The sequence below is a fragment of the Dyella kyungheensis genome, from assembly GCF_016905005.1.
Classification (GTDB): domain Bacteria; phylum Pseudomonadota; class Gammaproteobacteria; order Xanthomonadales; family Rhodanobacteraceae; genus Dyella; species Dyella kyungheensis.
Map to the genome: position 1 here is coordinate 38684 of NZ_JADIKC010000007.1, position 24617 is coordinate 63300.

Genomic DNA, 24617 nt, shown 5'->3' on the forward strand with positions numbered 1-24617 from the left:
GGGTGCCGACGGATGCCGCGCTGGGTCCGCCTCACGCTCATCCTCCTCAGCAGCGCCACGCTGTTGCTGGTGGCGGTTGCGCTGATCGCGGTGCATCTGCTGCTGCAACCCGAACGCATTACCGCGATGCTGCAACAGCAGGCGCACGACGCCGGCCTTGAGCTGAGCCTCGCCAGCCCGGCCACGCCGGCGTTGTTTCCACGTCCCGCGCTCGAACTCGAAGGCATCACGCTCAGCGCGCAGAACGCGAACATGCCGATCCTGCTCGCCGCGCGCGGCACGCTGGCACTGCCATGGCGGACGCTGGTGCGCGGCGAAACGGTGATCTCGCAGATGCAGATCGATTCGCCGCGCGTCGACCTCGATGCCTTGCAGTCGTGGCTTGGCGACCTGCCTTCCGGCCCCGCCGCGGTGCCGACGGCCATACCCAGCATCGATGCCGGCGTGCACATCACGCGCGGCAGCCTGGTGCGCGGCAACCAGATGCTGCTGGGTGATGTCGAGCTGGATGCGGGCCGGCTTGCCGCCGACCACGCGTTCCCGCTCACCATCACCGCCAAGGACGCCGAGGGCATTCCCACGCAAATGCGCCTGTCGGTGACACCGAGCATCAAGGGCAACTCGCTGGTGCTGGACAACATCAGCCTGTATCTCGCGCACAGCACCACGCTCACCCTGCATCTGGCGGGAAATGCGCGCTGGCGCGGCGCCGCCGATGCATCCGCGCATCTGTCGGGCAAGCTGGACCACGCCAATGCCGGCCAATACGACGCCGTGATCGAACTGACACCGGCCGACCAGAGCGACCCGCTGATGCTCGCGCTCAAATTGGACGGACCGGACAATCACGCCGACCTCCACCTTCCTCCGTTGGCGCTGGCCAATTGGTGGACGCAACTCGATCACGACGACGGCCCGCGCCTCACCGTGCCACCCGGCAACGGCCACGCGGAAATCGCCAGCATCGAGACCGGCGACATCAGTATCGAAGGCCTCAGCATCCAGGCCGGCGCCGACGTCCCTGCCCCCGCGGCCAGCGCAGCGCCGCCGCCGAAACCCGCGGCAGCGAAAGCGACGCCGGCCAAGCCCGCACACCGAACGCCATGAATCCTTTCGCCGCCGCACTACTGGCCTGGTTCGACGAACACGGCCGCAAGGACCTGCCCTGGCAACACCCCCGCGATGCCTATCGCGTGTGGTTGTCCGAGGTGATGCTGCAGCAGACGCAGGTGGTCACGGTGATTCCGTACTTCCAGCGCTTCGTTGCGGCCTTGCCGGGCTTGCGCGATCTGGCCGTAGCGGACGAAGACACCGTGCTCGCGCTGTGGTCGGGCCTCGGCTACTACCGCCGCGCACGTTTCCTGCAGCGTGCCGCGCAGATCTGCATGGAAAAACACCACGGCGAATTGCCGCGCGATTTCGATGCACTGGCCGACCTTCCCGGCATCGGGCGTTCCACCGCAGGCGCGATCCTGGCGCAGGCTTACGGGCTGCGTTTTCCGATCCTCGATGGCAACGTCAAACGCGTGCTCACGCGATACCTGGGCATCCATGGACACCCGGGCCAGAGCGCGGTGGAAAAAGTGCTATGGCAGCACGCCGATGCATTGACGCCCGCGCAACGCACGGCCGATTACACGCAAGCCATCATGGATCTGGGCGCCACCCTCTGCGTGCGCTCCAAACCACTGTGCGAGAACTGTCCATTGAGCGCCGGCTGCGTGGCCAGACGCGACGGCCTCACGGCGCAACTGCCGAGCGCCAAGCCCACCAAGGCGGTGCCCACGCGCGACACCGTGATGCTGATCCTGCGCGACGCCAAGGGACGCGTGCTGCTCGAGCGTCGTGGCGAGCAAGGCGTGTGGTCAGGACTGTGGAGTCTTCCGGAAGCGCGCGACCAGGATCACGCGTGGCGTGCGGCGCAGTCGTTCGCGAGCATCGACGACGCGCAGGCACTGCCATCGTTCGTGCACGTATTCAGCCACTATCGCCTGAAGGTCGAACCGCTATTGTTCGACGGGGCGACAGCGCAGCAGCGCATCGCCGATAATCCCACCCTGCGCTGGTGCAACCCCGACGAGCGGGCCGCCCTCGGCCTGCCCGCCCCCGTCCGCACCCTGTTGCAGCAACTCTGAATCACTACCGGTGAGTCACATCGCATGAGTCGTATCGTTCACTGCGCCAAGCTCGGCCACGATGCCGAAGGCCTGGATTTCGCTCCCTGGCCCGGACCGCTGGGACAGCGCATCTACGCCGAGATTTCGAAAGAGGCCTGGCAGCAATGGATGGCCCACCAGACCATGCTGCTCAACGAATATCGCCTCAATCCGCTGGACCCCAAGTCGCGCCAGTTCCTCAGCGCCGAAATGGAAAAATTCCTCTTCGGCGGCGACGTGAAGCAGCCCGAGGGCTACGTTGCCCCCGCTCCGGAGTCTTGACGAGCCGCCCCGCTTCGGATTTAATGCACGGCTCCACGCGACGTCTTCGGCGTTCGCAGGACATTCTGGCCGGGTAGCTCAGTTGGTAGAGCAGGGGATTGAAAATCCCCGTGTCGGCGGTTCGATTCCGTCCCCGGCCACCATGTTTTCGAAAGCTCGCTTCGCAAGAAGCGGGCTTTCTTTTTGCCCGCGAAGAGGCGCCCTGCCCTCGCCGCACATCGTCACCTGCGAGCAGAAGACGCACGAAGCACGAGCGCGCGACTTCGTACGCGTGCGCGGCGACCGGTCTTCACCAGATTGCGAGTGCGATGCGCCCGCAGACAAAATCGAAAACCGGGAACGAAAGCCGGCCTGGTCACGCGCACGCTTCGATTATCTTTCGATATCCCCATCGCCTCCGACTAAACCCGGAAAAAATCGCCGGCACTTTCGCGCAGGGAATATGGCTGAGCAGTTGCCCGAGGCTATGAAAAATCAAAGGGTCTTTAGCGGGATCGCGATTTTCTCTTGCCGCCGCACTGGCATCGCTTTCGACGGCCTATCGATTTACAGCGCTGGCCCGAAGGCGCCATCCATCGCTCCTGGAGTCGAGTTCGTCGCGCAGGCCGTCTTCCAGACCCGCTGCGCATGACCACCATAAAACGTGACGCGCATCACATTTTATCGGGCCATCTGTTCGCTGACGGCACAGTGACCCGTAGTTCGGCGGGCTGTCTGGAAATTTCTTGGCGGAACACTATTGGCGCGAACAGCTTCTGTCATAGCTGGCGGCTGGCATAACTGGGCGGTTCTGTGTGCGCGTTTCCGGCAAATGTTGCTGCCCACTGGCCATTGGTCACAGGGGATGCGACAAAGTTGGTGATACATTCGCCACGATGCTCAATGTCTGAGCACACCACCAACAAAGGGGTCCGTTATGTTGAAAGCCCTCTCGCGTCGCGCATGCCTCTTTGGCGTGCTGGCTCTTGCTTTGTCCGGAGCCGCCTTCGCCGACCAGCCGCCCGCCTCGGGTCTTGGCCAGTCCTGGCCGAATGCATCTGACGTAAGCCGCAATCCCAACTTCCACGCCTATGTGTTCACGCTTGGCGGCATCCAGTTCGTGCAGATCAACGATGCGAACGGCAATGTGCTCGGTGCCGTCGGCACCTCGGGCGGCCAGTTCATCACGCTGCCGGTAGGCCGCTTCTCGCAGTTGGTGACCACGCCGCAGCAGGGCCCGGCCGTACCGACCACCGCGACGCCGACCACGACGCCGACCACGGTGTATCAGGATCCGGCCACCACGGTCACGGCTACGCCGCTCAGCGATGGCACCATGATGCTGAAGGCTGCATGCAACCCCGAGACGTGCAATACGCACGCCCAATAAGACACGAGGCACAAGGCGATCAGCGGCGTTTCAAATGCCGCTGATCGTGATGGGATCGAGCAGCAGGAGGCTCACCCGACGCCCATGGTCGATCGGATGTTCGCGGGCATCGCCCTCGAACGTCATCGCACGATCGCGAATGCCTGACCAGCCCATGCCACTGGCTGAGCGCATCACACGCGGCAACAGCTCATCCCAGCGCACATTCGACGAGGTCTCGGCCTTGTCGCGGAAGATGATGCTGACCAATGCCCAGCGGCGCCCATCCTTTTCGCCGCAGCGCACACGCACCACGACCTCACTCAGATTGCGCTTGGCGCAGGCGTCCGCCACCACCTCGACGACCAGTCGATAGATGGCCAGATGCAAAGTCTGCGAAAGCCGGCTCAGCGGCCCGCGCAGATCGCACCAATAGCCGACGCCGGTTTCATCGAGCGCACGCGGGATGGCGCCCTCTCGCAACGCAGCGGGCAAGCCGCGTTCGCGCCACGAGACCGGGTAAAGACTGTCGGCCAGGCGGAACAACTGGTCCTGCGCCACCAACGCCTGGCGGTGATAGCTGCGATCCTCGATGGTGGGCTGCAGATGACGCAGGCGACCCATCATCATCGAGAAACTGGCCTGGACCGTTTCGCGGATCTGCTCAAGCGCAAGCGAAGTCGTGCGCAGCTGCATCTCGCCGATATGCACGTTGCGCTGCGCGAGTGCCAACGCCGTGCGGACGTCCATGCGCTCCTGCTCGGCGTGATGGTTCAGTGCGCCGATTCGTGCGCCGAGCAGCAACATCGAGGAAATGGCGAAGGCAACGATGGCCTCCGCCTGCATGGTCTGCTGGTCATTGGTGGCCGGCATCAAGGCCATCACGGCCAGGCTCGCCGCGGTTCCGCCAATGGCCGCACCCTGCCAGCCATGACGCATGGCCAGCCAGACGATCGGAAGGAACATGGCGACCTGCGCAATCTGGCGGACCCCGGCCGATTCCAGGCCGATCCACACCAGCAGCAGGATCGCCGGCACCACCAGGAAAATGCTATCCAGCACCGCGCGGTTGTCGAGCAGGCGCGTGCCCAGTTCGCGCCACCGTGCGCCGCTCATCAGCTGATAGGCGAACAGCGTGGTCGGCGTCACCGCGAGGATGCCGAGGTAGTTGCCGAGCACCCACTTGGTGATCAGCTTGTCCGCCTGAAAGTGATAGTCCGGCGGCAAGGTGGACAGCAGCATGGTGCCCAGGTTGCACAGGGTCATCACGACGGAAAGAACCAGCGCACCACCCAGCAGCGCGCCCATGTTGAGGGAACTCTTCGAGGTGAGGACCGGCCAGCGCTCCCGCATCAGGTAGACCACCGGTGCCATGACGACCAGGCCGGGGATGGCGTAGGTCACTGCCCAGGCCATGCCAAATTGGTCGACGCACTCGATGCTGGTGGGGAGCAAGGCAAAGGTTTCGCCGACGATCAGGGCCGGCCAGTCGCGGTACCGCACGAGCAGCAGCACGGCCAGGTGAATACCGGCCACGAGCACGAAATGCGAGATGGTGATCTGATGGGCAAGAACGATCAGCAGCCCATACGAGACGGCAATACCGATGCGGCGGAACCACGGATTGGCCCACGGAGCGTCCAGCATTGCATCCCCCTGTCAGTGTTTCCCTCGCAAGCGCCGGGCTTCTGCGCAAGCGGCCGATACCATCGGTTGAGGCGTGAAAGCACTGTGAAACGCCCCAGCGTTTTACTCCGCCTATCGTAGCGCACCCAGTTGTTGCAAATGTGCACTGCGTCAAACATTTCGGCATCGACTCGTGAAAGTCGCGCGCGTCCCGGCCGCGAAATATTTCGCCGCCGACGCACGTTATTGCCGCCTTGGTCCACCGGGGAAGGTCAGGCCCCGACCGCCGAATACAGTCGATCGGGCAGATAGTTGCGCACGGCGGCGGCGTCTAGGTGCACGAGGTTTTTGGCGACTTCGAGCATGATCCTGCCCCGGGTGGGTCCGTCCAGCCGATCCCGCAGGGAACCCAGGAATGCCGGGGCGGCAATCAGCATCAGTCCGTCGAAGCGGCCGTCCGTGCGGCCTTTCAGCAGGAAGCGGGACAGCTCCAAGGCGAAGTTGCTGGTTTCCTGCTCGACCAGGGTGGTGTCGGGATCTTCCGCGTGGCCGCCGGGGCCAAACCGTTCAGCGCCCCGCCCCGGGCGATCGGATACGAGGTCCTGCTCGCGCAGCCGCGCCTCCGGGTGGATGAAAGCCTCCAGTTCCTGCAGGGGGCCGGTGGGTTGCCGGGCCTGGAACAGCCGGGCGACGCCGCGATTGGCGACCACGATCCACACCGTCTTGTTCATGACGCGCTCCCAGGAGGTTTCACCAGGAATGCCGGGCGGCCGAAGCCGAGCCCTTGTCGGGGTATCGAGCGCAGTCGGCACCGACGCAGTGAAGGGAGAATCCCCTCGTAGCCGTCAATCCAACGTGAGCCCTGCGAAGAAGCCGTGCGCGACGCGGATCAGCGGGCCGATGGCCATCAAGCGGCCGATGCCTTCTGCAGCGCGATCCGTTCGAGCGGTTCGAAGGCGGCGCCGGGCGACGGCTCGACGCACAAGGCCAGCGCGTCGATGCGCGCCGCGGGAAGCATCGACGCGCGCAGCGACAGCCAGCGTTGCAGCGCCCGCTCTTCCTCGACGGAAGCCGGTGCCGACAGGGTCATGTGAAAACGGTAGCGTTCAAACACGTAGGGGTATCCGTAACGTCCGAGATAATGGGTTTCGATGGCGTCGAGTCCGGAGGCGCGCCGCTGGAAGTCGTGTTCCGCCAATGGCAGGCGCAACGGTTCGATCGCCTCGACGCACGCTGCCGCGAGGGCATTCACCGCCTTGCAGTCGCCCAGTGGGCGCAAGGCGGGAAAACCCGCAAGGCGTGCACAGCGCAGCGTGAGATTGATCGGGCCATGTGACCTGGCGACGACAGCCAGGGCCTGGCGCAGATCCGCCAGGTCGACATCCGGCGACAGCGTGAACGGCGACCGCAGCGTGGCGTGCCAGCCGTAACGCCGGACATCCGCCAGCAACGCATTCCAACGGGTGAGCCCGATGCCCGGAATGCCATGAGCCGCCAACTCGGTGCTCAGCCAGTCGCGTCCCAGGGCGGCCAACGCACTCGCCGGTGCGGGACAGAAGTAGACCGCGTAACGCATCAGCGGCAAGCCATCGATGGCGCGGGCAGCGGGTACGCCACGAACAGCGCACAGTGCAACGCGCGATCTGCATCGCGCTTGCAGGACACATCGCCTGCCCCGTTCACCAGCACGCTGCCAACCCGGCCCCGAGGAGCCATGCCCAGTCCTCGCTCCACCCGTCCCCCTACGTTGAACCTGCCGCCGCCATCGGGCGACGCCGACGACGCTGCGCTCTCTAGCTAACTAAACCTATGTGACAAGACGGGGAAGCTGGGCGGTCTATCCCGCCACGCGCCCTGCGTTCCCCAAGGCCGGCACGCGGTTCGGGCGCGGCGCATCCCCCTGCACCACAGCTCAGGCATCGCCGGCAGCGGCGAAGTTGAGCATGAGTGCTGCCGCGGTAACGCGATGGAGTCGGCAGAACGAGGCCGCCTGCTCAACGGGATGGATGGCGCCGATGTCGATCGGGCGCCGTCGGTACGGACACCCGGGGCCAGTTCACCGGATGTCGCCGCAACCGGCGTCAGGTCGTGGGATGGAACTTGCCCCATGGCGACATGATGTCTTTCCACGGATCGGACATGCTCATGTCGCCCACGCTGCCGAGCGCACGGGCGGTGTCCTTCTGCCAGGTCTGCACCGCATCCTGCAGGCCTTGCGCGAAATGGGCCTGTACATTGGCGGCGATCTGGTTGCTGACGCTGGCGTCGCCCATGCGCTGCTGCAGCTGGCGCCAGAACGTGTCGGCAGGCATCGAGGCCAGTGCGGCCCAGTCCTGCGCCTTGATCAGTTGCTCGACGCGCGCCTGCTGCTCCGCGATGCCGTCGTCCATCGCACGGGTGGAGAGCTCAAGCCATTTCTTCCAGTTTTCCATCACCAGCTTGTTCACGCGCAGCTGCAGCTCGGTGTTGGCTTTGTAGAGGCTCATCGGGAGATCGCTCGGTGTCGCCATGTCATGCCCTCGGTGGATGATCTTGCTGGTCGCGCCGTCGCGCTTCCCGGCGGCGGCTTGGCCCAGGTGCCACGACGACACCCGCGCCCACTATGGACCAGGCGCAAGACGGCAGCATGAACCTCGCCACCTCAACGAAATGTATGAATCGGACCTGCGTGTCGATTCTGCAAGGCCGTGCGCAACAGGCAACGCACGCAGCGTCGACGACATGCGCGCGGATTCAGGGACGAGGTATGGATGGGCGAACAAGCGGTCGGCCAGAACGTCGACTTGCCGCGGGATCCGTAGACGGATCGGGAAACCGGTACCGACAGGCATGGATGCGGCCGGTGGGAAGTGGCGCCCTCAAGACGCGGGCGATGCATCACTTCCGAAGACGTCAGGTGCGGCGGCAAGCGCCGCACCTGGCGAGCATGCTCTAGTGGAGCACTACGCTCAGAGAGCGGCGTCCTTGAGCTTCTTCAGCGCGCGGATCTTCAGCTTCACCGTGGCGGGCTTGGCAGCGAACCACTGCTCTTCCTTGGTGAACGGGTTGATGCCCTTGCGCTTCGGCTTGGCCGGAACGTTGACGGCCGTGATCTTCAGCAGGCCCGGCATGGTGAAGTGACCGGCACCCTTCTTGTGCACCGAGCCCGTCACTGCGCCTTCGAGAGAGGCCAACACAGCGCGCACGTCCTTCGCGGCCACGCCGCTGGCTTCAACGATGTGAGCCACGAGGCCCGACTTGCCCAGTGCGTCCTTGATCGGCTTGTGAACAACTGCCTTGGCGGCCTTCGGAGCTGCCTTCGGAGCGGCCTTCTTCTTTGCTGCTGCTTTTTGCGCCTTCGCCATATATTTCCCCGTGGTCATCGATAGAGGTGGTGTGTAAATGCCTCTCGGCATGCGGAATGTATGGCATGCCAGCCCATCACGCCAAGCTGCAGGACGGAAAAAAGGCGGTTTTTTTTCGATATTGGCCCGATAGGGGTGAAGAAAGTCACGATCGGGCCCTGCGCAAGCCTATTTTTCAGGCCTTTTCGGGGCTGACCCAAGCCGCCTGCCTGCGGCGTCCCGTTCGGCGGCTATGGACCGGCGGCGCCAGCCGTCTCTACTATCGAGCTTCGTCTCCACGCTAGGTGCTGCCCATGAAGCGATTGGCCTTATCCCTGCTCGCCCTGTCCGTGACGTCGGCGCTGTTTGCCGCCGATGCACCGACCACCCCGACTTTCGATCCGCATCGTTTGTCGGACGACGTCAAAACGCTTTCGTCCGACGCCTTCGAAGGCCGCGGCCCGGCTACGGCGGCCGAGACCAAGACCATCGACTACGTCGTTGCCCAGTTCAAGGCGGCCGGCGTGCAGCCCGGTGGCGACCTGAAGAACGGCAAGCGCGAATGGACGCAGGCGGTGCCGCTGCTGCAGTCCGATATCGCCGGTACGCCGTCGCTGTCGTTCACCGTCAACGGCAAGACCGAGGCACTGACCCAGGGCCAGCAGATCGCCGTGCGTTCCGCGCTCGATGGCTCCAAGGCCGTGTCGATCAAGGATGCCCCGCTGGTGTTCGTGGGCTACGGCGTCAAGGCGCCGGAGCGCAACTGGGACGATTTCAAGGGCGTGGACCTCAAGGGCAAGATCGCCGTCGTGCTGATCAACGACCCGGACTTCGAAACCGGCGTGGGCGACTTCGGCGGCAAGGCGATGACCTACTACGGCCGCTGGACCTACAAGTACGAAGAGGCCGCTCGCCAGGGCGCGGCCGGCATGCTGATCGTGCACGAGACCGCACCGGCCTCCTACGGCTGGGCGACCGTGGCCAACTCCAATACCAACACCCAGTTCGACGTGGTGCGCGACCATCCCGCCAGCGCGCATACGCCGGTGGAAGCGTGGATTCAGCGCGATGTGGCCGTCGACCTGTTCAAGTCCGCCGGCCTCGACTTCGAAGCGCTGAAGAAGCAGGCGCAGACCCGCGACTTCAAGCCGGTGGTGCTGAAGGGCGAGACCTTCTCGGCCAACTACAAGATCAACTCCAAGGTGATCACCTCCCACAACATCGTGGGCCGCGTCGAGGGCAGCAAGCGCCCGAACGAGACGGTGATCTACAGCGCGCACTGGGACCACCTGGGCGTGGGCGCGCCCGACGCCAAGGGCGACAAGATCTACAACGGCGCGGTGGACAACGCCACCGGCACGGCGGCGCTGATCGAACTGGCACGCGCCTTCGCCAGCCAGCCCAAGCCGGAACGTTCGGTGGTGTTCCTCAACGTCACCGCCGAAGAAAAGGGCCTGCTGGGTTCGGAGTACTACGCCTCCAAGCCGCTCTACCCGCTGGCCACCACCGTGGCCGACATCAACATGGATGCGCTCGATCCGCACGGCCCGTCGCGCAACTTCACCATCTCCGGCAGCGCCAAGCTCGACCTGCTCGATGAGCTGACCACCACCGCCAAGCAGTGGAACCTGGTGTACTCGGCGGATCCGAAGCCCGAGGCCGGCCACTTCTTCCGCTCCGATCACTTCTCCTTCGCCAAGCGCGGCGTGCCGGCCGTGTCGTTCGGCTCGGGCAACGACTGGGTGGACGGCGGCCTCGCCGCCGGCAAGGCGGCCGAGGACGAGTACGTGGCCAAGCACTACCACCAGCCGTCCGACGAGTGGCAGGCGAATTGGCCGTTCACGGGCATGGCCCGCGATCTGCAGGTCCTCTACAAGCTCGGCAGCGACCTCGCCAACTCCGACACCTGGCCCAACTGGAGCAAGGATTCGGAATTCCGCGCGGCTCGCGACGCCACGGCGGCACAGCGCAAATAAGCGCCGTTCCCACGCGATACATGAAGAGGCCCGCAGCAATGCGGGCCTTTTTCTTTAACCGTACCAACCCGCGGGAACAGGATTTTCACGCGAAGCTGATTCAGATGACGGCAAAACACAACGGCAACATGGCAGTCACCGTCGAGCCAGACAGGAATCACACGAAGGTCATGCATCGACGGCAAGCTGCGCACCATCGGCCACACAAAAAAAGTTGAATACCATGCTGGCGCAATACGTCCACCCCTCGAAAACCGGCCTTTTCCGCATCGTCCGCCACGGCCGCCAATGGCGCGTGCTGTGCGAAGACTGCGAGATCGGCCGCCACGAAACCGCCGAAGCCGCCCTCATCAACACCCGCATGGTCTGCCCGCAGGCGCGGCTGCCCGGCGAACTGTCCGAGTGGCGCTACATCCCCGAACTCGCCCTGGCGCACTCGCGCGTATCGAGCGAAGGCACGCGCTGGCGCCTGGCTGGCTAAGGCCCCTGCACTTCTCCTTGTCCCCTTTGGGCAGAAGGCCGGGACATTGCCACCTTTACGGTGGTGCGGGGCGGGTGCTCGCGAAAGTATTGCCTACTCGCTAGCGTTAATCACCGCCAAAAAATCCCGCCCATAGCGCTTGAGCTTCGCCTCACCCACCCCACTGATCGACGACAGCTCGGCCTCGTTCGAAGGCAACGCACGCAACATCGCCAGCAGCGTCGCATCGTGGAAAATCACATAGGGCGGCACCCCATGCTGCTTCGCCAGCTGCGTTCGCAACTTGCGCAGCTCGTCCCACAGCGGCTGCTCGTAAGCCTCCACGCCGAGGCTGCCGCCAGTCACCAACTGGCTATCGCGACGACGCTTGCGCGTGGCGCGTGCCGGCGTGGCGTCCTCGCGCAATCGCACCGGACGATTGCCCACCAGCACCTCGCGACTGGCCTTGCTCAGGCGCAGCGTGCCAAAACCTTCCGCATCGGCCTCCAGCAAGCCCATCGCGAGCAACTGGCGAAACACCGAACGCCATTGCTTTTCATCCATGTCGGCGCCGATGCCGAAGGTGGAAAGACGATCGTGTCCCAGGTCGCTCATGCGCGTGCTGTCCTCACCGCGCAGGATGCTGATGACATGGCCCGAGCCGAAGCGCTGGCCGCTGCGATACACCGCCGAAAGCGCCTTCTGCGCCGGCACCGTGGCATCCCACGTCTTCGGCGGCTCGATGCAGTTGTCGCAGTGGCCGCACGGCCCATGGAACGATTCGCCGAACGCGGCCAGCAACAGCTCGCGACGGCACTGCGTGGTTTCCGCGTACGCCAGTTGCGCTTCCAGTTTCTGGCGTTCCACCCGCTTGCGCTCATCCGCCGATTCGGACTGCGCAATCATCTGGCTCATCGTCACCACGTCCGACAGGCCGTAAATCATCCACGCATCGGAAGGCAGGCCGTCGCGACCCGCGCGCCCGGTCTCCTGGTAATAACCTTCCATGCTACGCGGCAGATCCAGATGCGCCACGAAGCGCACGTCGGGTTTGTCGATGCCCATGCCAAACGCCACCGTGGCCACCATCACCACGCCGTCTTCGCGCAGGAAACGCCGCTGGTTCGCGTTGCGCGTGGCGGCGTCCAATCCCGCGTGATAAGGCAACGCCTCGATACCCGCTTCCATCAGCCACGTCGCCGTTTCATCCACCTTCCGCCGGCTGAGCGCATAAACGATGCCCGTCTCGCCGCGATGCCGCTCCAGGAACTCCATCAACTGCCGTCGCGCGTTGTGGCGAAGACCGACCTGATAGCGGATGTTCGGCCGGTCAAAGCTCGACACGAACTGGCGCGCATCCTGCAACGCCAACCGCTCGACGATCTCGTCGCGTGTGCGTTGATCGGCCGTGGCGGTGAGCGCGATCCGCGGAATCTGCGGAAAGCGCTGATGCAACACCGCCAGCTCGCGATACTCAGGACGGAAATCGTGCCCCCATTGCGATACGCAATGCGCTTCGTCGATGGCGAACAACGCCACCTCGGTGCTCTCGAGCAAACCGAGAAAACGCGAGGTCAACAACCGTTCCGGCGCGACGTAAAGCAGGTTCAGCTCGCCGGCAAGCAGACGGCGCTCCACCTCGCGCTGATCTTCCGCCCTTAGGCTGGAATTGAGATAGGCCGCTGAAACACCGGCTTCGCGCAGCGCATCGACCTGATCCTGCATCAACGCGATCAGCGGCGACACCACGATACCCGTGCCCTGCCTCACCAAGGCAGGAATCTGATAGCAAAGCGACTTGCCGCCACCGGTAGGCATCAGCACCAGCGCATCGCCACCTTCGATCAACTGATCGACGATCGCCTGCTGCGGACCGCGGAACTGGGTGTAGCCGAAAACGCTTTGAAGAATGTCGAGGGGCGAGGGGGGCATCGGGAAATGCTAGCAAATGTCCGATACGCGCTGCTGGTCCAGAGCCAGCCCGTAAAGTCAACTTCGGCGGACAGGCCACAACCCGCCCGCCCACTCACTTGCTGGGAATTACCCCACAAAGAAATAGCTTTCGGAAGGATGGGCGCCCCGAAGTAAAGAAAACATTATCGAAAGACCTCACGACTGGAGTGTGTCGGGCCCAAGCCTGCACACGCGGGAGATCAGTCAGGGCGCGGGAGCCCGAGGTATTCGATGACAACGACAACGGGGACAATCATGAAATCGTTCAACCAACGCGCGCTAGCGCTGGCTATCCATCTGACGCTGGCGACCGGCGCACTTGCGGCGACCGGCTCAGCCTTCGCACAGGATTCAGCTCCTAAAGCCGACCAGGGGTCAGCCAAAAGCCTGGAAACCGTCACCGTAACGGGCTCGCGCATTCGCAGCGTGGACGTCGAAACCGCGCAACCCGTCTTTACCATGACGCACGAAGACATCCAGAAGACCGGACTGGTCAATATCGGAGACATCCTGCAAAGCCTGACCGTTGCTGGCAGCCCCAGCTTCAGCAAGGCATCCGTACTCACATCGAATGCGGAGCAAGGCGGTCAATACATCAACATGCGCAACCTTGGCGAGAACCGGGTCCTTGTGCTGGTGAATGGCAAGCGCTGGGCGACTAGCATCAATGGCTATACCGACATGTCGACCATTCCGTCTGCATTGGTCGAGCGAATCGAGATTCTCAAGGACGGCGCCTCGGCCGTATACGGCTCCGATGCCATCGCCGGAGTCGTCAATATCATTCTGAAGGATCACTACCAGGGTGCCGAAGCCAGTGGCTATATCGGCGAGAACGACCACGGGGATGGCACTCAGCAGGCTTACTCTTTCACTGTTGGCAGCAAGACCGAAAAGACTTCGGTGATGTTCAATGCCAGCTATACCAAAGAAGATGCGATCTGGTCCAAAGATCGCGAGATCACCCGCTACACCTACGGCCCCAACCATTCTTTGGACGGCCTGAGCGGCACGGGTGTCTGGGGCCGCTTCCAGACCGTTAACCCAAAGACAGGCGGAGGTACAGGTCAAACCTATCGCCTGGACCATACTGGCGGATTCGATGGTGACGGTGTTGGCGCAAACCCTCGCAACATCAATAGCTATCGAACAACCCTCGATTATCCCAACGACTATTACAACTCCATCGACCAGATGAATTGGTCACCGAGCAACGAGTTGAAGTCGATCTTTACCTCGGTAAGTCACCAGATCAACGACTACGTGACCTTCAAATCGACGGCGTCCTATTCGGAACGCGAAAACGACCGTCAGATCGCCGGCTATCCACTCAATAGCCGCAGCCAGCCGACTTATCCGGTCTACATCAGCGGCCAGAGCTACTACAACCCCATGCCTGGCCAAGATCTGTACTTTTATCGCCGCACGATCGAACAGCCACGTGGAACCTTCAACAATACCAAGACCTATCACTGGGACGCGGACTTCGAGGGCGGCTTTGAACTCGGTTCGCACCACTGGAACTGGGACGCTGGAATCAACTACAACAAGTCCGACGTGGACATCACCACAACGGGCAATCTCAACCTGATCAACCTGAAAAAGGCGCTGGGCCCATCATTCCTCAATAGCAACGGCGTGGTTCAATGCGGAACCCCGGCGGCACCGCTTGCAACGACTCAGTGCGTACCATTCAACGTTCTTGGCGGCCCCACCGCTTCTACGCCTGCCATGATCGATTACGTCATGACTCGAGGCACTCAGGTCATACAGAGTCTAAGCAAGGAATACACTGCCAATATCACGGGCGGCGTGTTTAATTTGCCGGCCGGCGAGCTCTCGATGGCCGCCGGTTACGAGCATCAGGCAATTTCGGGGTATGACCATCCCGACGCATTGTCCAGCGCAGGCTATTCGACCAACCTCGCCGGACCAGGCACCAACGCCAAGTACAACATCGATTCGTTCTACCTGGAATTCTTGGTTCCCATTCTCAAGGATCTTCCTGGTGCCCAGGAGCTTTCTGCCGACGTAGCGAGCCGCTACTCCGACTACAGCATTTTCGGCAGCACAGTGAAGAACAAATACAGCCTCACTTGGCGACCGGTCAGTGACTTGCTGGTGCGTGCCACTTACGCGCAGGGCTTCCGCGCACCCACGTTAGGCGACACGTTTGGCGGCGGCACGCAGACCTTCGACTACTACACCGATACATGCGATACAACGGTCGGAGCGGCAGCGACCAGCCCAGCCATCGCGAGTAACTGTAAAGCTGCTGGCGTGCCGGCCAACTTCCATCAGACCGATGTCAATGGGCGCAATGTCAGCGCACGCAATGTACAGAGCACGACTCCATACAACGCGGGCGTCGGCAACGCCAACCTGCAACCCGAAACCAGCATTAGCCGTACCGCCGGCTTTGTTTACAGTCCCGCGTGGGTTCCCGGCGGCCTTGATATCTCGCTGGATTGGTACGACATCCGTGTCGTCAACGATATTACTGCGGTAAGTGCAAGTTACGTGCTTGACCAGTGCTACGTCCAAGCAGTGCAGAAGTTCTGCAACGACTTCTCCCGAGATCCCAATACACACCAGGTCGTCGGCCTCAATCGCGGCAATCTGAATATGGGCATGCTGCGGACGTCCGGCTACGATTACGGTGTTAGCTATCGCTTGCCGAAACTCAGTTGGGGACAATTGACCGCAAGCCTCAACGGCACTTACCTCACATCCTATGATCAGCGCTCCACGAGTCAATCCGATATTGCAGGCTACGTAGGCACTTATTGGTATCCGCGCAACAAGGCTACGTTCGGTGTTGATTGGGCCAATGGAAATTGGGGCGCAACTTGGTCCATGCGATATTACGGAGCTTTCCGAGATTTCTGCTTCGACGAGAATGAATGCAATCAACCCAATTACCAAAGTCCGAGCTGGACGGGAGGAATTGGAGCAAATCGCAAGGGTGCCAGCACCTATCACGATGTCCAGGCGCGTTACTCCTTCCCCTGGAAGGGCGTGCTATCGGTCGGCGTAAAGAACCTATTCGCCAAGGAGCCCACCATTACTTACTCGGTGGACAACTCCAGTACGGCATATTTGAATCCATCACTGGACCTGGATCGTTATTTCTATCTGCAATACACGCAGAAATTCTGATCGCAAGGAAAAACAATGGGAGCCGAGAGCTCCCATTGTTTTTCGTCAAAAGGTTGGTCAAGGCTAAAGCAAGGATGTTCGCCAACCCGCGGCCGCCTAACCGGGCATACCCCACAACGCCCGATCCAAATCCGCATCCAGCCCAAACGTCGCCAGCGGCACGCGACCGTTCTTGACCTCGACGCCCTCGGCCTTGAGACGCTTGCTTTGCTCCTTGAACCCCCTGCTCCCGGGTGGAAACGCAATTTGCCCGCTGGACCGCAGCACCCGGAACCACGGCAACTCCATGCCATCCGGAACTTCCCCCAGCGCCCTGCCCACCAGCCGTGCCCGGCCGGGCAGGCCGGCACGGGCGGCGATGGCGCCGTAGCTGGCGACGCGGCCGTGCGGGATAGCTGCGATGGCAGCGAAGATGCGCGCGTGGGCTTCGGATTTGGGCTTGTCCATGATCTTCAACAGGCTCTTTACACCGGGTCGTGGCACAGTAGCGAGGCCGGGATTGCCTGCCAAGGAGATCGCACCATGCGACATTTTGAAGCCGTGCGTTCCCACGTCGGCAGCTTGCACGAGCTGCGCCACAACGATCCGTATCTGATCAGTTTCGATCTCACCTTGCCGCAGGAGCGGCACCAGGGCATTTATCTGGCCGAGCTGGAGGACGAATCCGGCCGCCGGTACCTGCGCATCTCGACACCCGTGGGACCGCTGGCCGGCGCCGACCCGCGTCGCTGCCTGCGTTTCAACTGGGAGCAGCGCAAGGGTTTCCTGGCCGTGGCCGACCTGGACGGGTCGCCGTATCTGCACCTGTGCGAAAACCGCCCCTATGAGTTGCTCGATGCGGTCGAGCTGAAACGGCTGATCGAGGAATTAGGCGAGCTGGGCGATCAGCTCGAACGGATCGTCGCCGCCGGGGGCGACGATCTCTGAGTGGGCGGGAGCGCGCGAACGGCGCTCCTGCACGTTCGATCAGAAAAGCGCGGTGAGACGCACGAAGCCGTAGGCAAGCAACGCGGTGATCGGCAGCGTGAGAATCCACGCCCACACCATGCGCTCCACCACCGACCAGCGAATGGCGTTCCAGCGCTTGGCCGCGCCCACGCCCATGATCGATGCCGACACGTTGTGCGTTGTCGACACGGGAATGCCGAACGCCGACGCGGTGAGAATCACCGCCGCCGAGCTGCCTTCCGCGGCAAAACCATTGATGGGATGCAGCTTCACCATCTTGTGGCCCAGCGTCTTGATGATGCGCCAGCCGCCACCTGCCGTACCGCCGGCCATGGTCAACGCACACACCACCGCCACCCATGCGGGCACATTGAAGCCGCCGTTGGCCGCGCCGTGGATGCGCAGGAAGCCCAACCATTCGGGCAGGCCGTCGAACTGGCCTGCCGCCGTCGCACCCGCCAGGGCAAGCGCGATGATGCCCATGCTCTTCTGCGCGTCGTTCATGCCGTGCGCGAGGCCCATGGCGCTGGCCGAAACGATCTGCGCCTTGCCGAAGAACGCGTTCACGAATGGCGTGCGGCCAAAGCGCCGGAGGAAACCGGTGCGACTGGAGAACCAGCTGAGCAACGCATAGAGCGCGCCCATCAACAGGAAGCCGATGACGAAACCCAGCAAGGGCGAAATGACCATGGGCACGATGACTTTGGGAATCACGCCCTTGCCGTCCCACCAGTGCGCCCCGCCCTGCATCCAGATCACCGAAGCGAAATTGTTGCCGGATGCCGCGATGGCCGCGCCGACCAATGCGCCCACCAGCGCATGGCTGGAACTGGACGGCAAACCCCACCACCAGGTGATGAGATTCCACACGGTCGCCGCCAGCAACGCGCAGATCAGCAGCTGCGGTCCCGCATCGATCACGTGGGTGTCGATCAGGCCGGAGGCGATGGTCTTGGCCACCGCGGTGCCCCATAGCGCGCCGATCAGGTTGGTGATCGCCGCCATCATCACCGCCTGTCCCGGCGTGAGCACCTTGGTCGCGACCACGGTGGCGATGGAGTTGGCGGTGTCGTGGAAGCCGTTGATGTACGTGAAAGCCAGCGCGATGAGCACGACGGCGATAGCAAGCCCGATGCTCATGCACGCACCTCGCGCACAACGCCGCGGCCCCGGAGCGTGACCGGGTGGCTCGAAGGAAAGGAGGTCATCAGGTCGCGCCTCAGGAGTTCTTCAGCACGATCGAATACACGGTGTTGCCCACGTCGCGGCACTTGTCGATGGCTTTCTCGAGCAGCTCGAACAAGTCCTTCGCCAGCATCGCGCGCATGGCATCGCCACCTTCCACATACAGCGTGCGGTACGGCGAGAGCAGCATGCGGTCGCCTTCGGACTCCAGCGTCTGCAGGCGGTCCTGCAGCTTCTTCACCGGATCGATGCGCAGGCCTCGACGCAGCTCGCCGATCATCTCCGACACCACCGCCGAGGCCTGTTCGAGCACCTGCGCGCGCGCGGCGAAATCCACGTCGCTCACGCGAGCGGCAACGATCTCGTAGCGTTCGGCGAATTTCTCGATGGTCTTGGGAATCTTGTACAGCGCCGAATTGAGCGCTTCGATGTCCTCGCGGTCGAGCGCGGTGACGAAGGTATTCACCAGCTCCTCGCTGATCTTCCCCGCAAGCGCCTTCTCACGCTGGCGCGCAGCGGCAAAGGCGGCCATCACGGGGGCGTGATCCTTGCGCGTGACAAGTTCGTGCAGCGCTTTCGCACTTTCGTGCGCAGCCTCGGCACTCTGCTCGAGCAGACCGTAGAACTTGTCGCCTTTACCGAAAATCGTTTGCAATGAAAACATGCGGTGATGGCCTGGGGGTGCGGGGGCGGAAAATGACGACTATGTTACAGGAGCCGTCCGCCGGGCCGCATCAGGGCGGCCCAGGCCCCGGCTGGCACGCTTAGGCCTTACACTGCGTCTCATGTCCAAACGCGACCTATTCACCGGCCGGCGCCCCTCATGCTGACCGACATCGCCATCGTCATTCTCCTTTCCCTCTTCAATGGCTTCTTTGCCTTGTCGGAGATGGCCCTGGTGGCCTCGCGCAAGAGCCGGCTGAAGAGGATGGCCCGCGACAGCCGCCGGGCTCGCATGGCCTTGCGCAATGCCGAGGCGCCGGAACGCTTCCTCTCCACCGTCCAGGTCGGCATGACCATGGTGATCCTGGTGACCGGCGCCCTCGCGGGCGACGCGCTGGGCGACCACATCGCCAACGCCATCCATGGCGGGCAGGCGGCCTGGATCGAGCCCTATGCCAAGGGCATCGGCCTGGTGCTGGGCTTCGTGCTGATTTCCTTCATCAATATCGTCATCGGCGAACTGGTACCCAAGCGGCTCGCGCTGTCCTCGCCCGAGCTGATCTCGGGCTATGTATCGATGCCGATGATGCTGCTGTCGCGCGTGACGGCGCCGTTCGTGTGGCTGCTCAACCTCTGCAGCGGCGCGTTGCTGCGGCTGTTGCGCGTGAAGGGGCGCGGCAGCGACGTGGCGACCGAAGAAGAGATCCGCCTGCTGGTGGCCGAAAGCGCCGAACACGGCGTACTGGACCGCGACGAACACAACATGGTCAATCGCGTCCTGCGCCTGGGCGATCGCACGGTGGACAGCGTGATGACGCCCCGCACGCGCATCGTGTGGATGGACTCGGCGGCAGGCTACGAAGAAAACGCGGAAATCCTGCGCACCACGCCGTATTCGCGTTACCCGGTGTACCGCGGCGACGAGAGCGACATTCTCGGCGTGGTCGAGGTGAAACGCCTGCTCCGCGGCTTCGCCGAAGGCAAGCCCGACCTGTTCGGACAGCTGTCCAAGCCGCTCTACGTACCAGCCACCGCGCGCGCGCTCGACTTGCTGGAAGAGTTCCGCGACGCGGAGACCCAGCTGGCGCTGGTGGTGGACGAGTACGGCGACATCGAGGGCCTGGTCACGCTCAACGACCTGCTGGCCGCCATCGTGGGCGCCACCCAGCTGGGCAGCAACGAGACCAAGGAAAGCCCGCTGATCACGCCGCGCGGCGACGACAGTTGGCTGGTCGATGCTTCGCTCTCCACCGACGACCTGCGCGAACTGCTGCAGGTCGATGCACTGCCCGGCGAAGAAGAACACGAGTACCGCACCGCCGCCGGCATGGTGATGTCCGTGCTGGGCCATATCCCGCTCACCGGCGAAACCTTCGAATGGCGCGGTTTTCGCGTGGAAGTGGTGGATCTGGACGGCGCGCGCATCGACAAACTGCTGATCACGCGACTGCCGAAGATCGACGTGGACGAAGACGGGTTCTAAGCAAACCCGTCGATGCCGTCACTGTGGGAGCGCACCCTGTGCGCGACTGCGAGGCATCCATCGGGACTGAGACCGTCGCGCACAGGGTGCGCTCCCACAACAAGACGGCTACGTGGACGAAGAGATGCTCCGATACAAAGCGCCCACTTGTGGGAGCGCACTTGTGCGCGACTGCGGCGCCACGGTGCAGCCCTGTCGCGCACAAGTGCGCTCCCACAAAAAAATGCGGGGCTTCAATCCCCTTTCGGTGCCTTGAGCTTGTCGTTGGCAATCTGCGCCATGCGCTGGGCATCGGCAAAGATGCCGTGCATCACGCGCAGCTCGCGCTCATCGGGCTGGGCACGCTGGAACAGCTTGCGCAGCCGCAACATGATGGTGGTGGGGGCGCGGCCCTTGTGGAAGTCGATGTCGTCGAGCATCTGCGAAAGGTGCTCGAAGAAGCGTTCCATCCGCGCTGCATCCGCCGGCGGTTCGGCGTCGGCGCGCACCGGCACGCTGACCTCGCCTAGCGAAGCGACGCGCAATTCATAGGCCATCACTTGCACGGCCTGCGAGAGGTTCAGCGAGCTGAAATCGTCCACGCTGGGGATGCGCACCATGGCGTGGCAGCGGGCCAGCTCCTCATTCTCCAGCCCGGTCCGTTCGTTGCCGAATACCAGCGCCACCTGTTCGCCACGGGCGGCCGCGGCCAGCGCGCGGGTGGCGGCTTCGCGGGGGCTGATCTCCTCCAGGTCCACCCCGCGGCGGCGGGCCGACAGGCCCAGTGCCAGGCTGGTCCCGGCCAGGGCATCGACCAGGCCGTCGCTCACGCTGGCGTTCTCCAGCACGTCGTCGGCACCGGCCGCCAGGGCCGAAGCCTCCTTGTCCGGGAAACGGTGCGGGGCCACCAGGGCCATCCGGTCGAACCCCATGGTGCGGATGGCACGCGCCGCGCTGCCGATATTGCCGGGGTGCGAGGTGCGCACCAGCACGTAGCGGATGCGGGCGGCGAGGTCGGATTCAGCGCTCATGGGGGCCAGGATTTCGGGCAAACGGGCGCAAAGCTTGGAAATGTCCGCCCGCCATGTCAAACGTCGCGCCTCCCACCCGCCTGACCGGCGGCCATGTCTCTGCTAGACTCCGCGGCCGAAACCCCGTTCTTTTGAAAGCCGAAGCCATGCCAAGACCCGCCGTTAATGTCGCGGTGCGCGCCGCGCGCGCCGCAGGAAACATCATCCTGCGTTACATGAATCGCATCGACGGACTCAACATCGTCGAGAAGCAACGCATGGACTTCGCCTCGGAAGTCGACCGCCTGGCCGAAGCCGAGATCGTCAAGGAACTCAAGCGCGCCTACCCCACCCACGCCTTCCTCGCCGAGGAAAGCGGAGCGGTCGGCAAGGGTCCGCTGGTATGGGTGATCGATCCGCTCGACGGCACGCACAACTACCTGCGCGGCATCCCGCATTTCTCCGTCTCCATTGCCCTGCTCGACAAGGGCGAGCCGGTGTACGCGGTGGTGTTCGATCCGCTGCGCGACGAGCTGTTCACCGCCAGCAAGGGCGACGGTGCCTATATCAACGATCGCCGCATGCGCGTGGCCAAGCGCGAGAATCTCGGCGGCGCGATGATCGGCACCGGCTTCCCCTACCGCCAGCGTTCGCACCTCGATGCCCAGCTGGATATGACCCGCGCCCTGCTTGGCCAGGCCGAGGACATTCGCCGCTCCGGTTCGGCTGCGCTGGACCTGGCCTACGTGGCCGCTGGGCGTTTCGACGGTTTCTTCGAGATCGGCCTGAAGCCGTGGGACATGGCCGCCGGCGCCCTGCTGGTGCGCGAAGCCGGTGGTCGCTGCTGCGATTTCGCGGGCCGCGACGGTATCCCGGAGAGCGGCAACATCATCGCCGGCAACCTCAACGTGGCACAGGCGATGGTCGATGCCATCGGCACGCATGCGACGCCGCGGTTGTTGATGGCGTAAAGCCGCGCTGTCCGCGACGAAAAAAGGCGCCTGCGGGCGCCTTTTTCTTTGCCAATCTGCCCCACCCTTGTGGGAGCGCACTTGTGCGCGACAGCAGCGCCACGGCCAACCCCAGTCGCGCACAAGTGCGCTCCCACAAGGGTGAGGCCAGGCTTAGCTTCCCGGTTCGCTCTCTTTCAAAAAACCGCGCAGGAACGGCACCGTGATGCGCCGCTGCGCCGCCAGCGAAGCCTGGTCGAGACGGTCGAGCAGGTCGAGCAGCGCGCCAAGATCGCGTGCATAGCGGTTGAACAGCCAATCAAGCACGGTGTCGTCCAACTCGATGCCGCGCTCGGCCGCCTGTTTGCGCAACACGGCGCGACGCTCGGCATCATCCAGCGGTTTCAGCAAAGCCTGCTGGCAGGCGCCCAGGCGCGAGCGCAGGTCCGGCAGCACCAGCCCCAGTTGTGCCGGCAGGATCTCGGCGGCGAACAACAGCACCGCGCCTTCGGCCTTGGCCTGGTTGTAGACGTCGAACAAGGCGTGCTCGGCCTCGCGTTCGCCGGCGATGGCACCCAGGTCGTCCAGCGCCAGGAATTCGCTGCCCGCCACGCCACGGATCGCCGCGGCCTTGTTGCCGATGCTGGCCAGCGGCAGGTACTGCACCGTACGACCGCCCTGGATGGCTGCCTGGCAGGCCGCCATCAGCAGGTGGCTCTTGCCGCTGCCGGAAGGCCCCGCAAGGTAAAGCCAGGGCATATGCGGTGCATACGCCAACTGCTCCACGGCCGACAGCGTCACGACGTTGCTGCCGGGATGGAAATGTTCGAAGCGCTGGCGACGTGGCCAGCGCAGGGCAAGCGGCAACTGCGAAATCATGGGGGTGGTACTGCGTCCTTCTTGTTGCCTTTCTCGTCGACGACCGTGCGGGTTTCCACTTCACCCCCCGGCGTATCGACGACCACATCCACTTCGGTGAGTACGGGATCGCCCGCGCCCTCCTCCATGTATAGATCGCTTTGTCGGTAACGCTCCGCCAGATAGCGCAGCACCACCAGGATCACCGAGGCCGCCGGCAGCGCCAGCAGCACGCCCAGGAAGCCGAACAGGTAGCCACCCGCCAGCACGGCGAAAATCACCGCCACCGGATGCAGGCCGATCTTGTCTCCCACCAGCTGCGGCACCAGCACATAGCCTTCCAGCAACTGGCCCACGGTGAAAATGCCCGCCACCAGCAACACGTGGGTCCAGTCGCCGTACTGCACCAACGCGGCGATCAGGGCCGAGCCGAAGCCCACGATGAAGCCCAGGTACGGCACGAAACTGAGCAAGCCGGCGATCATACCGATCAGCGGGCCGACCGACAGCCCCATCAGCGTGAGCGCCACGCCATAGAAAATGCCCAGCGCCAGCATCACCAGCAGCTGGCCGCGCACGAAGGCGCCGAGCACGCTGTCCGCTTCGCGCGCGAGATGGGCCACGGTGGGCTCGATCGAACGCGGCAGGATGCTGTCGATCCACGCCACCAGGCGGTCCCAGTCGCGCAGCAGGTAGAACGCCACCACCGGAATCAGCACCATGTTGGTGAGCCACAGGATGACTCCCACGCTGGAGCGGGAAATCTTGCCCAGCAGCACCGAGGCCGCGTTGCCGATCGAGCCCAGGTGATCCTTGATCTGTTGGATCAGGCGATCGGTGTCGAACGCGCGGGGATCGAGATGCAGCTTGGCCTGCACCCACGGCAGGGCCGTATTGCGGGCCCATTCCACGTAATGCGGCATGTTTTCCACCAGATTGTCGATCTGGCGGGAAATCAGCGGAATCAGCAGGATCAGCGCGCCCACCGTCACCAGCAACAGCACGATGAAGACGATGCTCACCGCCAACGTGCGGCCCAGCCCCAGTCGCTGCAGCCGGTCGGCCAGCGGATCGCCCAGGTAGGCCAGCATGGCCGCCACGGCGAACGGCATCAGCACCGGCGCCAGCAGCCAGAACAGATAAAGGATGACCGCGGTGATCGCGAGCATTTGCCAGCGGCGGGAGCTGTCAGGCGTCATCGACATGGCTCATCCCATGAGTTAGGCGGAAAGAAGCGCGCGCCGGATCCAGGCTGGCG

Annotated in this window: 22 protein-coding genes and 1 tRNA gene; 11 read left to right on the forward strand and 12 right to left on the reverse strand. The window is 63.7% G+C overall.

Translation table 11 applies throughout. From position 1 onward, the window contains the following. Nucleotides 1-12: 12 nt before the first annotated feature. From ISP20_RS14915 to ISP20_RS14935, 5 genes are all read left to right on the forward strand, one after another. Entirely contained in the window at nucleotides 13-1107 is a 1095-nt protein-coding gene (locus tag ISP20_RS14915) for an AsmA family protein (RefSeq protein WP_204636913.1), read from the forward strand. Continuing rightward, entirely contained in the window at nucleotides 1104-2135 is a 1032-nt protein-coding gene (gene mutY, locus ISP20_RS14920) for an A/G-specific adenine glycosylase (protein WP_204636914.1), read from the forward strand. The genes ISP20_RS14915 and mutY overlap by 4 nt, the downstream gene beginning before the upstream one ends. Before the next feature lie 24 nt (nucleotides 2136-2159). After that, on the forward strand, nucleotides 2160-2438 hold the full coding sequence (locus ISP20_RS14925) for an oxidative damage protection protein (RefSeq protein WP_204636915.1): 279 nt from the start codon (nucleotides 2160-2162) through the stop codon (nucleotides 2436-2438). A gap of 67 nt (nucleotides 2439-2505) precedes the next feature. Next, nucleotides 2506-2581, forward strand: a tRNA-Phe gene (locus ISP20_RS14930). 773 nt (nucleotides 2582-3354) lie between these two features. Next, a complete protein-coding gene (locus tag ISP20_RS14935) occupies nucleotides 3355-3807 on the forward strand; it encodes a hypothetical protein (protein WP_239535934.1) in 453 nt (150 codons plus the stop codon). 30 nt (nucleotides 3808-3837) lie between these two features. Here ISP20_RS14935 and ISP20_RS14940 read toward each other — a convergent pair whose 3' ends face one another. The 5 genes from ISP20_RS14940 to ISP20_RS14960 all read right to left on the reverse strand — a co-directional run bounded on the left by ISP20_RS14940 (nucleotide 3838) and on the right by ISP20_RS14960 (nucleotide 8756). Further along, complete coding sequence (locus ISP20_RS14940) at nucleotides 3838-5433, reverse strand: MASE1 domain-containing protein (RefSeq protein ID WP_204636916.1); 1596 nt, start codon at nucleotides 5431-5433, stop codon at nucleotides 3838-3840. Between the two features lie 251 nt (nucleotides 5434-5684). Then, the gene (locus ISP20_RS14945) at nucleotides 5685-6143 is read right to left on the reverse strand and encodes a host attachment protein (RefSeq protein ID WP_204636917.1); all 459 of its coding nucleotides are present in this window, start codon (nucleotides 6141-6143) and stop codon (nucleotides 5685-5687) included. 176 nt (nucleotides 6144-6319) lie between these two features. Next, complete coding sequence (locus ISP20_RS14950; protein ID WP_204636918.1) at nucleotides 6320-6988, reverse strand: DUF1045 domain-containing protein; 669 nt, start codon at nucleotides 6986-6988, stop codon at nucleotides 6320-6322. 505 nt (nucleotides 6989-7493) lie between these two features. Further along, nucleotides 7494-7898: a phasin family protein gene (locus tag ISP20_RS14955; protein ID WP_239535936.1), complete on the reverse strand. Its 405-nt coding sequence runs from the start codon at nucleotides 7896-7898 to the stop codon at nucleotides 7494-7496. 462 nt (nucleotides 7899-8360) lie between these two features. Continuing rightward, a complete protein-coding gene (locus ISP20_RS14960) occupies nucleotides 8361-8756 on the reverse strand; it encodes an HU family DNA-binding protein (protein ID WP_046973133.1) in 396 nt (131 codons plus the stop codon). Nucleotides 8757-9049: 293 nt separating this feature from the next. Here ISP20_RS14960 and ISP20_RS14965 point away from each other — a divergent pair, with 293 nt between their 5' ends. Continuing rightward, nucleotides 9050-10711: a M28 family metallopeptidase gene (locus ISP20_RS14965; protein WP_204636920.1), complete on the forward strand. Its 1662-nt coding sequence runs from the start codon at nucleotides 9050-9052 to the stop codon at nucleotides 10709-10711. A 223-nt stretch (nucleotides 10712-10934) separates the two neighbouring features. Then, on the forward strand, nucleotides 10935-11192 hold the full coding sequence (locus ISP20_RS14970) for a hypothetical protein (protein ID WP_204636921.1): 258 nt from the start codon (nucleotides 10935-10937) through the stop codon (nucleotides 11190-11192). A gap of 93 nt (nucleotides 11193-11285) precedes the next feature. Here ISP20_RS14970 and recQ read toward each other — a convergent pair whose 3' ends face one another. Then, entirely contained in the window at nucleotides 11286-13103 is a 1818-nt protein-coding gene (recQ, locus tag ISP20_RS14975; RefSeq protein ID WP_204636922.1) for a DNA helicase RecQ, read from the reverse strand. A 276-nt stretch (nucleotides 13104-13379) separates the two neighbouring features. Between recQ and ISP20_RS14980 the strand changes: the two genes are divergently transcribed. Then, nucleotides 13380-16283 (forward strand): TonB-dependent receptor plug domain-containing protein, encoded by a 2904-nt coding sequence (locus ISP20_RS14980; RefSeq protein ID WP_204636923.1) that lies wholly within the window; start codon nucleotides 13380-13382, stop codon nucleotides 16281-16283. Between the two features lie 96 nt (nucleotides 16284-16379). On the opposite strand, the gene ISP20_RS14985 is transcribed toward ISP20_RS14980, so the two are convergent. Beyond that, on the reverse strand, nucleotides 16380-16730 hold the full coding sequence (locus ISP20_RS14985; protein ID WP_204636924.1) for an MGMT family protein: 351 nt from the start codon (nucleotides 16728-16730) through the stop codon (nucleotides 16380-16382). A 75-nt stretch (nucleotides 16731-16805) separates the two neighbouring features. Here ISP20_RS14985 and ISP20_RS14990 point away from each other — a divergent pair, with 75 nt between their 5' ends. Further along, nucleotides 16806-17210: a hypothetical protein gene (locus tag ISP20_RS14990; RefSeq protein ID WP_204636925.1), complete on the forward strand. Its 405-nt coding sequence runs from the start codon at nucleotides 16806-16808 to the stop codon at nucleotides 17208-17210. A gap of 39 nt (nucleotides 17211-17249) precedes the next feature. Here ISP20_RS14990 and ISP20_RS14995 read toward each other — a convergent pair whose 3' ends face one another. Further along, nucleotides 17250-18371, reverse strand: a complete 1122-nt coding sequence (locus tag ISP20_RS14995; protein WP_204636926.1) for an inorganic phosphate transporter — start codon at nucleotides 18369-18371, stop codon at nucleotides 17250-17252. Nucleotides 18372-18450: 79 nt separating this feature from the next. Then, nucleotides 18451-19080, reverse strand: a complete 630-nt coding sequence (locus ISP20_RS15000; RefSeq protein WP_204636927.1) for a DUF47 domain-containing protein — start codon at nucleotides 19078-19080, stop codon at nucleotides 18451-18453. Nucleotides 19081-19239: 159 nt separating this feature from the next. Here ISP20_RS15000 and ISP20_RS15005 point away from each other — a divergent pair, with 159 nt between their 5' ends. Beyond that, nucleotides 19240-20562 carry a hemolysin family protein gene (locus ISP20_RS15005; RefSeq protein ID WP_204636928.1) on the forward strand — a complete coding sequence of 441 codons (1323 nt, stop codon included), beginning with the start codon at nucleotides 19240-19242 and terminating at the stop codon, nucleotides 20560-20562. Nucleotides 20563-20795: 233 nt separating this feature from the next. On the opposite strand, the gene ISP20_RS15010 is transcribed toward ISP20_RS15005, so the two are convergent. Beyond that, nucleotides 20796-21572, reverse strand: coding sequence for an RNA methyltransferase (locus ISP20_RS15010; protein ID WP_204636929.1), 777 nt, complete (start codon nucleotides 21570-21572; stop codon nucleotides 20796-20798). Nucleotides 21573-21718: 146 nt separating this feature from the next. Here ISP20_RS15010 and ISP20_RS15015 point away from each other — a divergent pair, with 146 nt between their 5' ends. Continuing rightward, the gene (locus tag ISP20_RS15015; RefSeq protein ID WP_204636930.1) at nucleotides 21719-22522 is read left to right on the forward strand and encodes an inositol monophosphatase family protein; all 804 of its coding nucleotides are present in this window, start codon (nucleotides 21719-21721) and stop codon (nucleotides 22520-22522) included. Between the two features lie 153 nt (nucleotides 22523-22675). On the opposite strand, the gene hda is transcribed toward ISP20_RS15015, so the two are convergent. After that, nucleotides 22676-23380 carry a DnaA regulatory inactivator Hda gene (gene hda, locus ISP20_RS15020; RefSeq protein ID WP_204636931.1) on the reverse strand — a complete coding sequence of 235 codons (705 nt, stop codon included), beginning with the start codon at nucleotides 23378-23380 and terminating at the stop codon, nucleotides 22676-22678. Continuing rightward, complete coding sequence (locus tag ISP20_RS15025; RefSeq protein ID WP_204637361.1) at nucleotides 23377-24558, reverse strand: AI-2E family transporter; 1182 nt, start codon at nucleotides 24556-24558, stop codon at nucleotides 23377-23379. The genes hda and ISP20_RS15025 overlap by 4 nt, the downstream gene beginning before the upstream one ends. Between the last annotated feature and the right edge of the window lie 59 nt (nucleotides 24559-24617).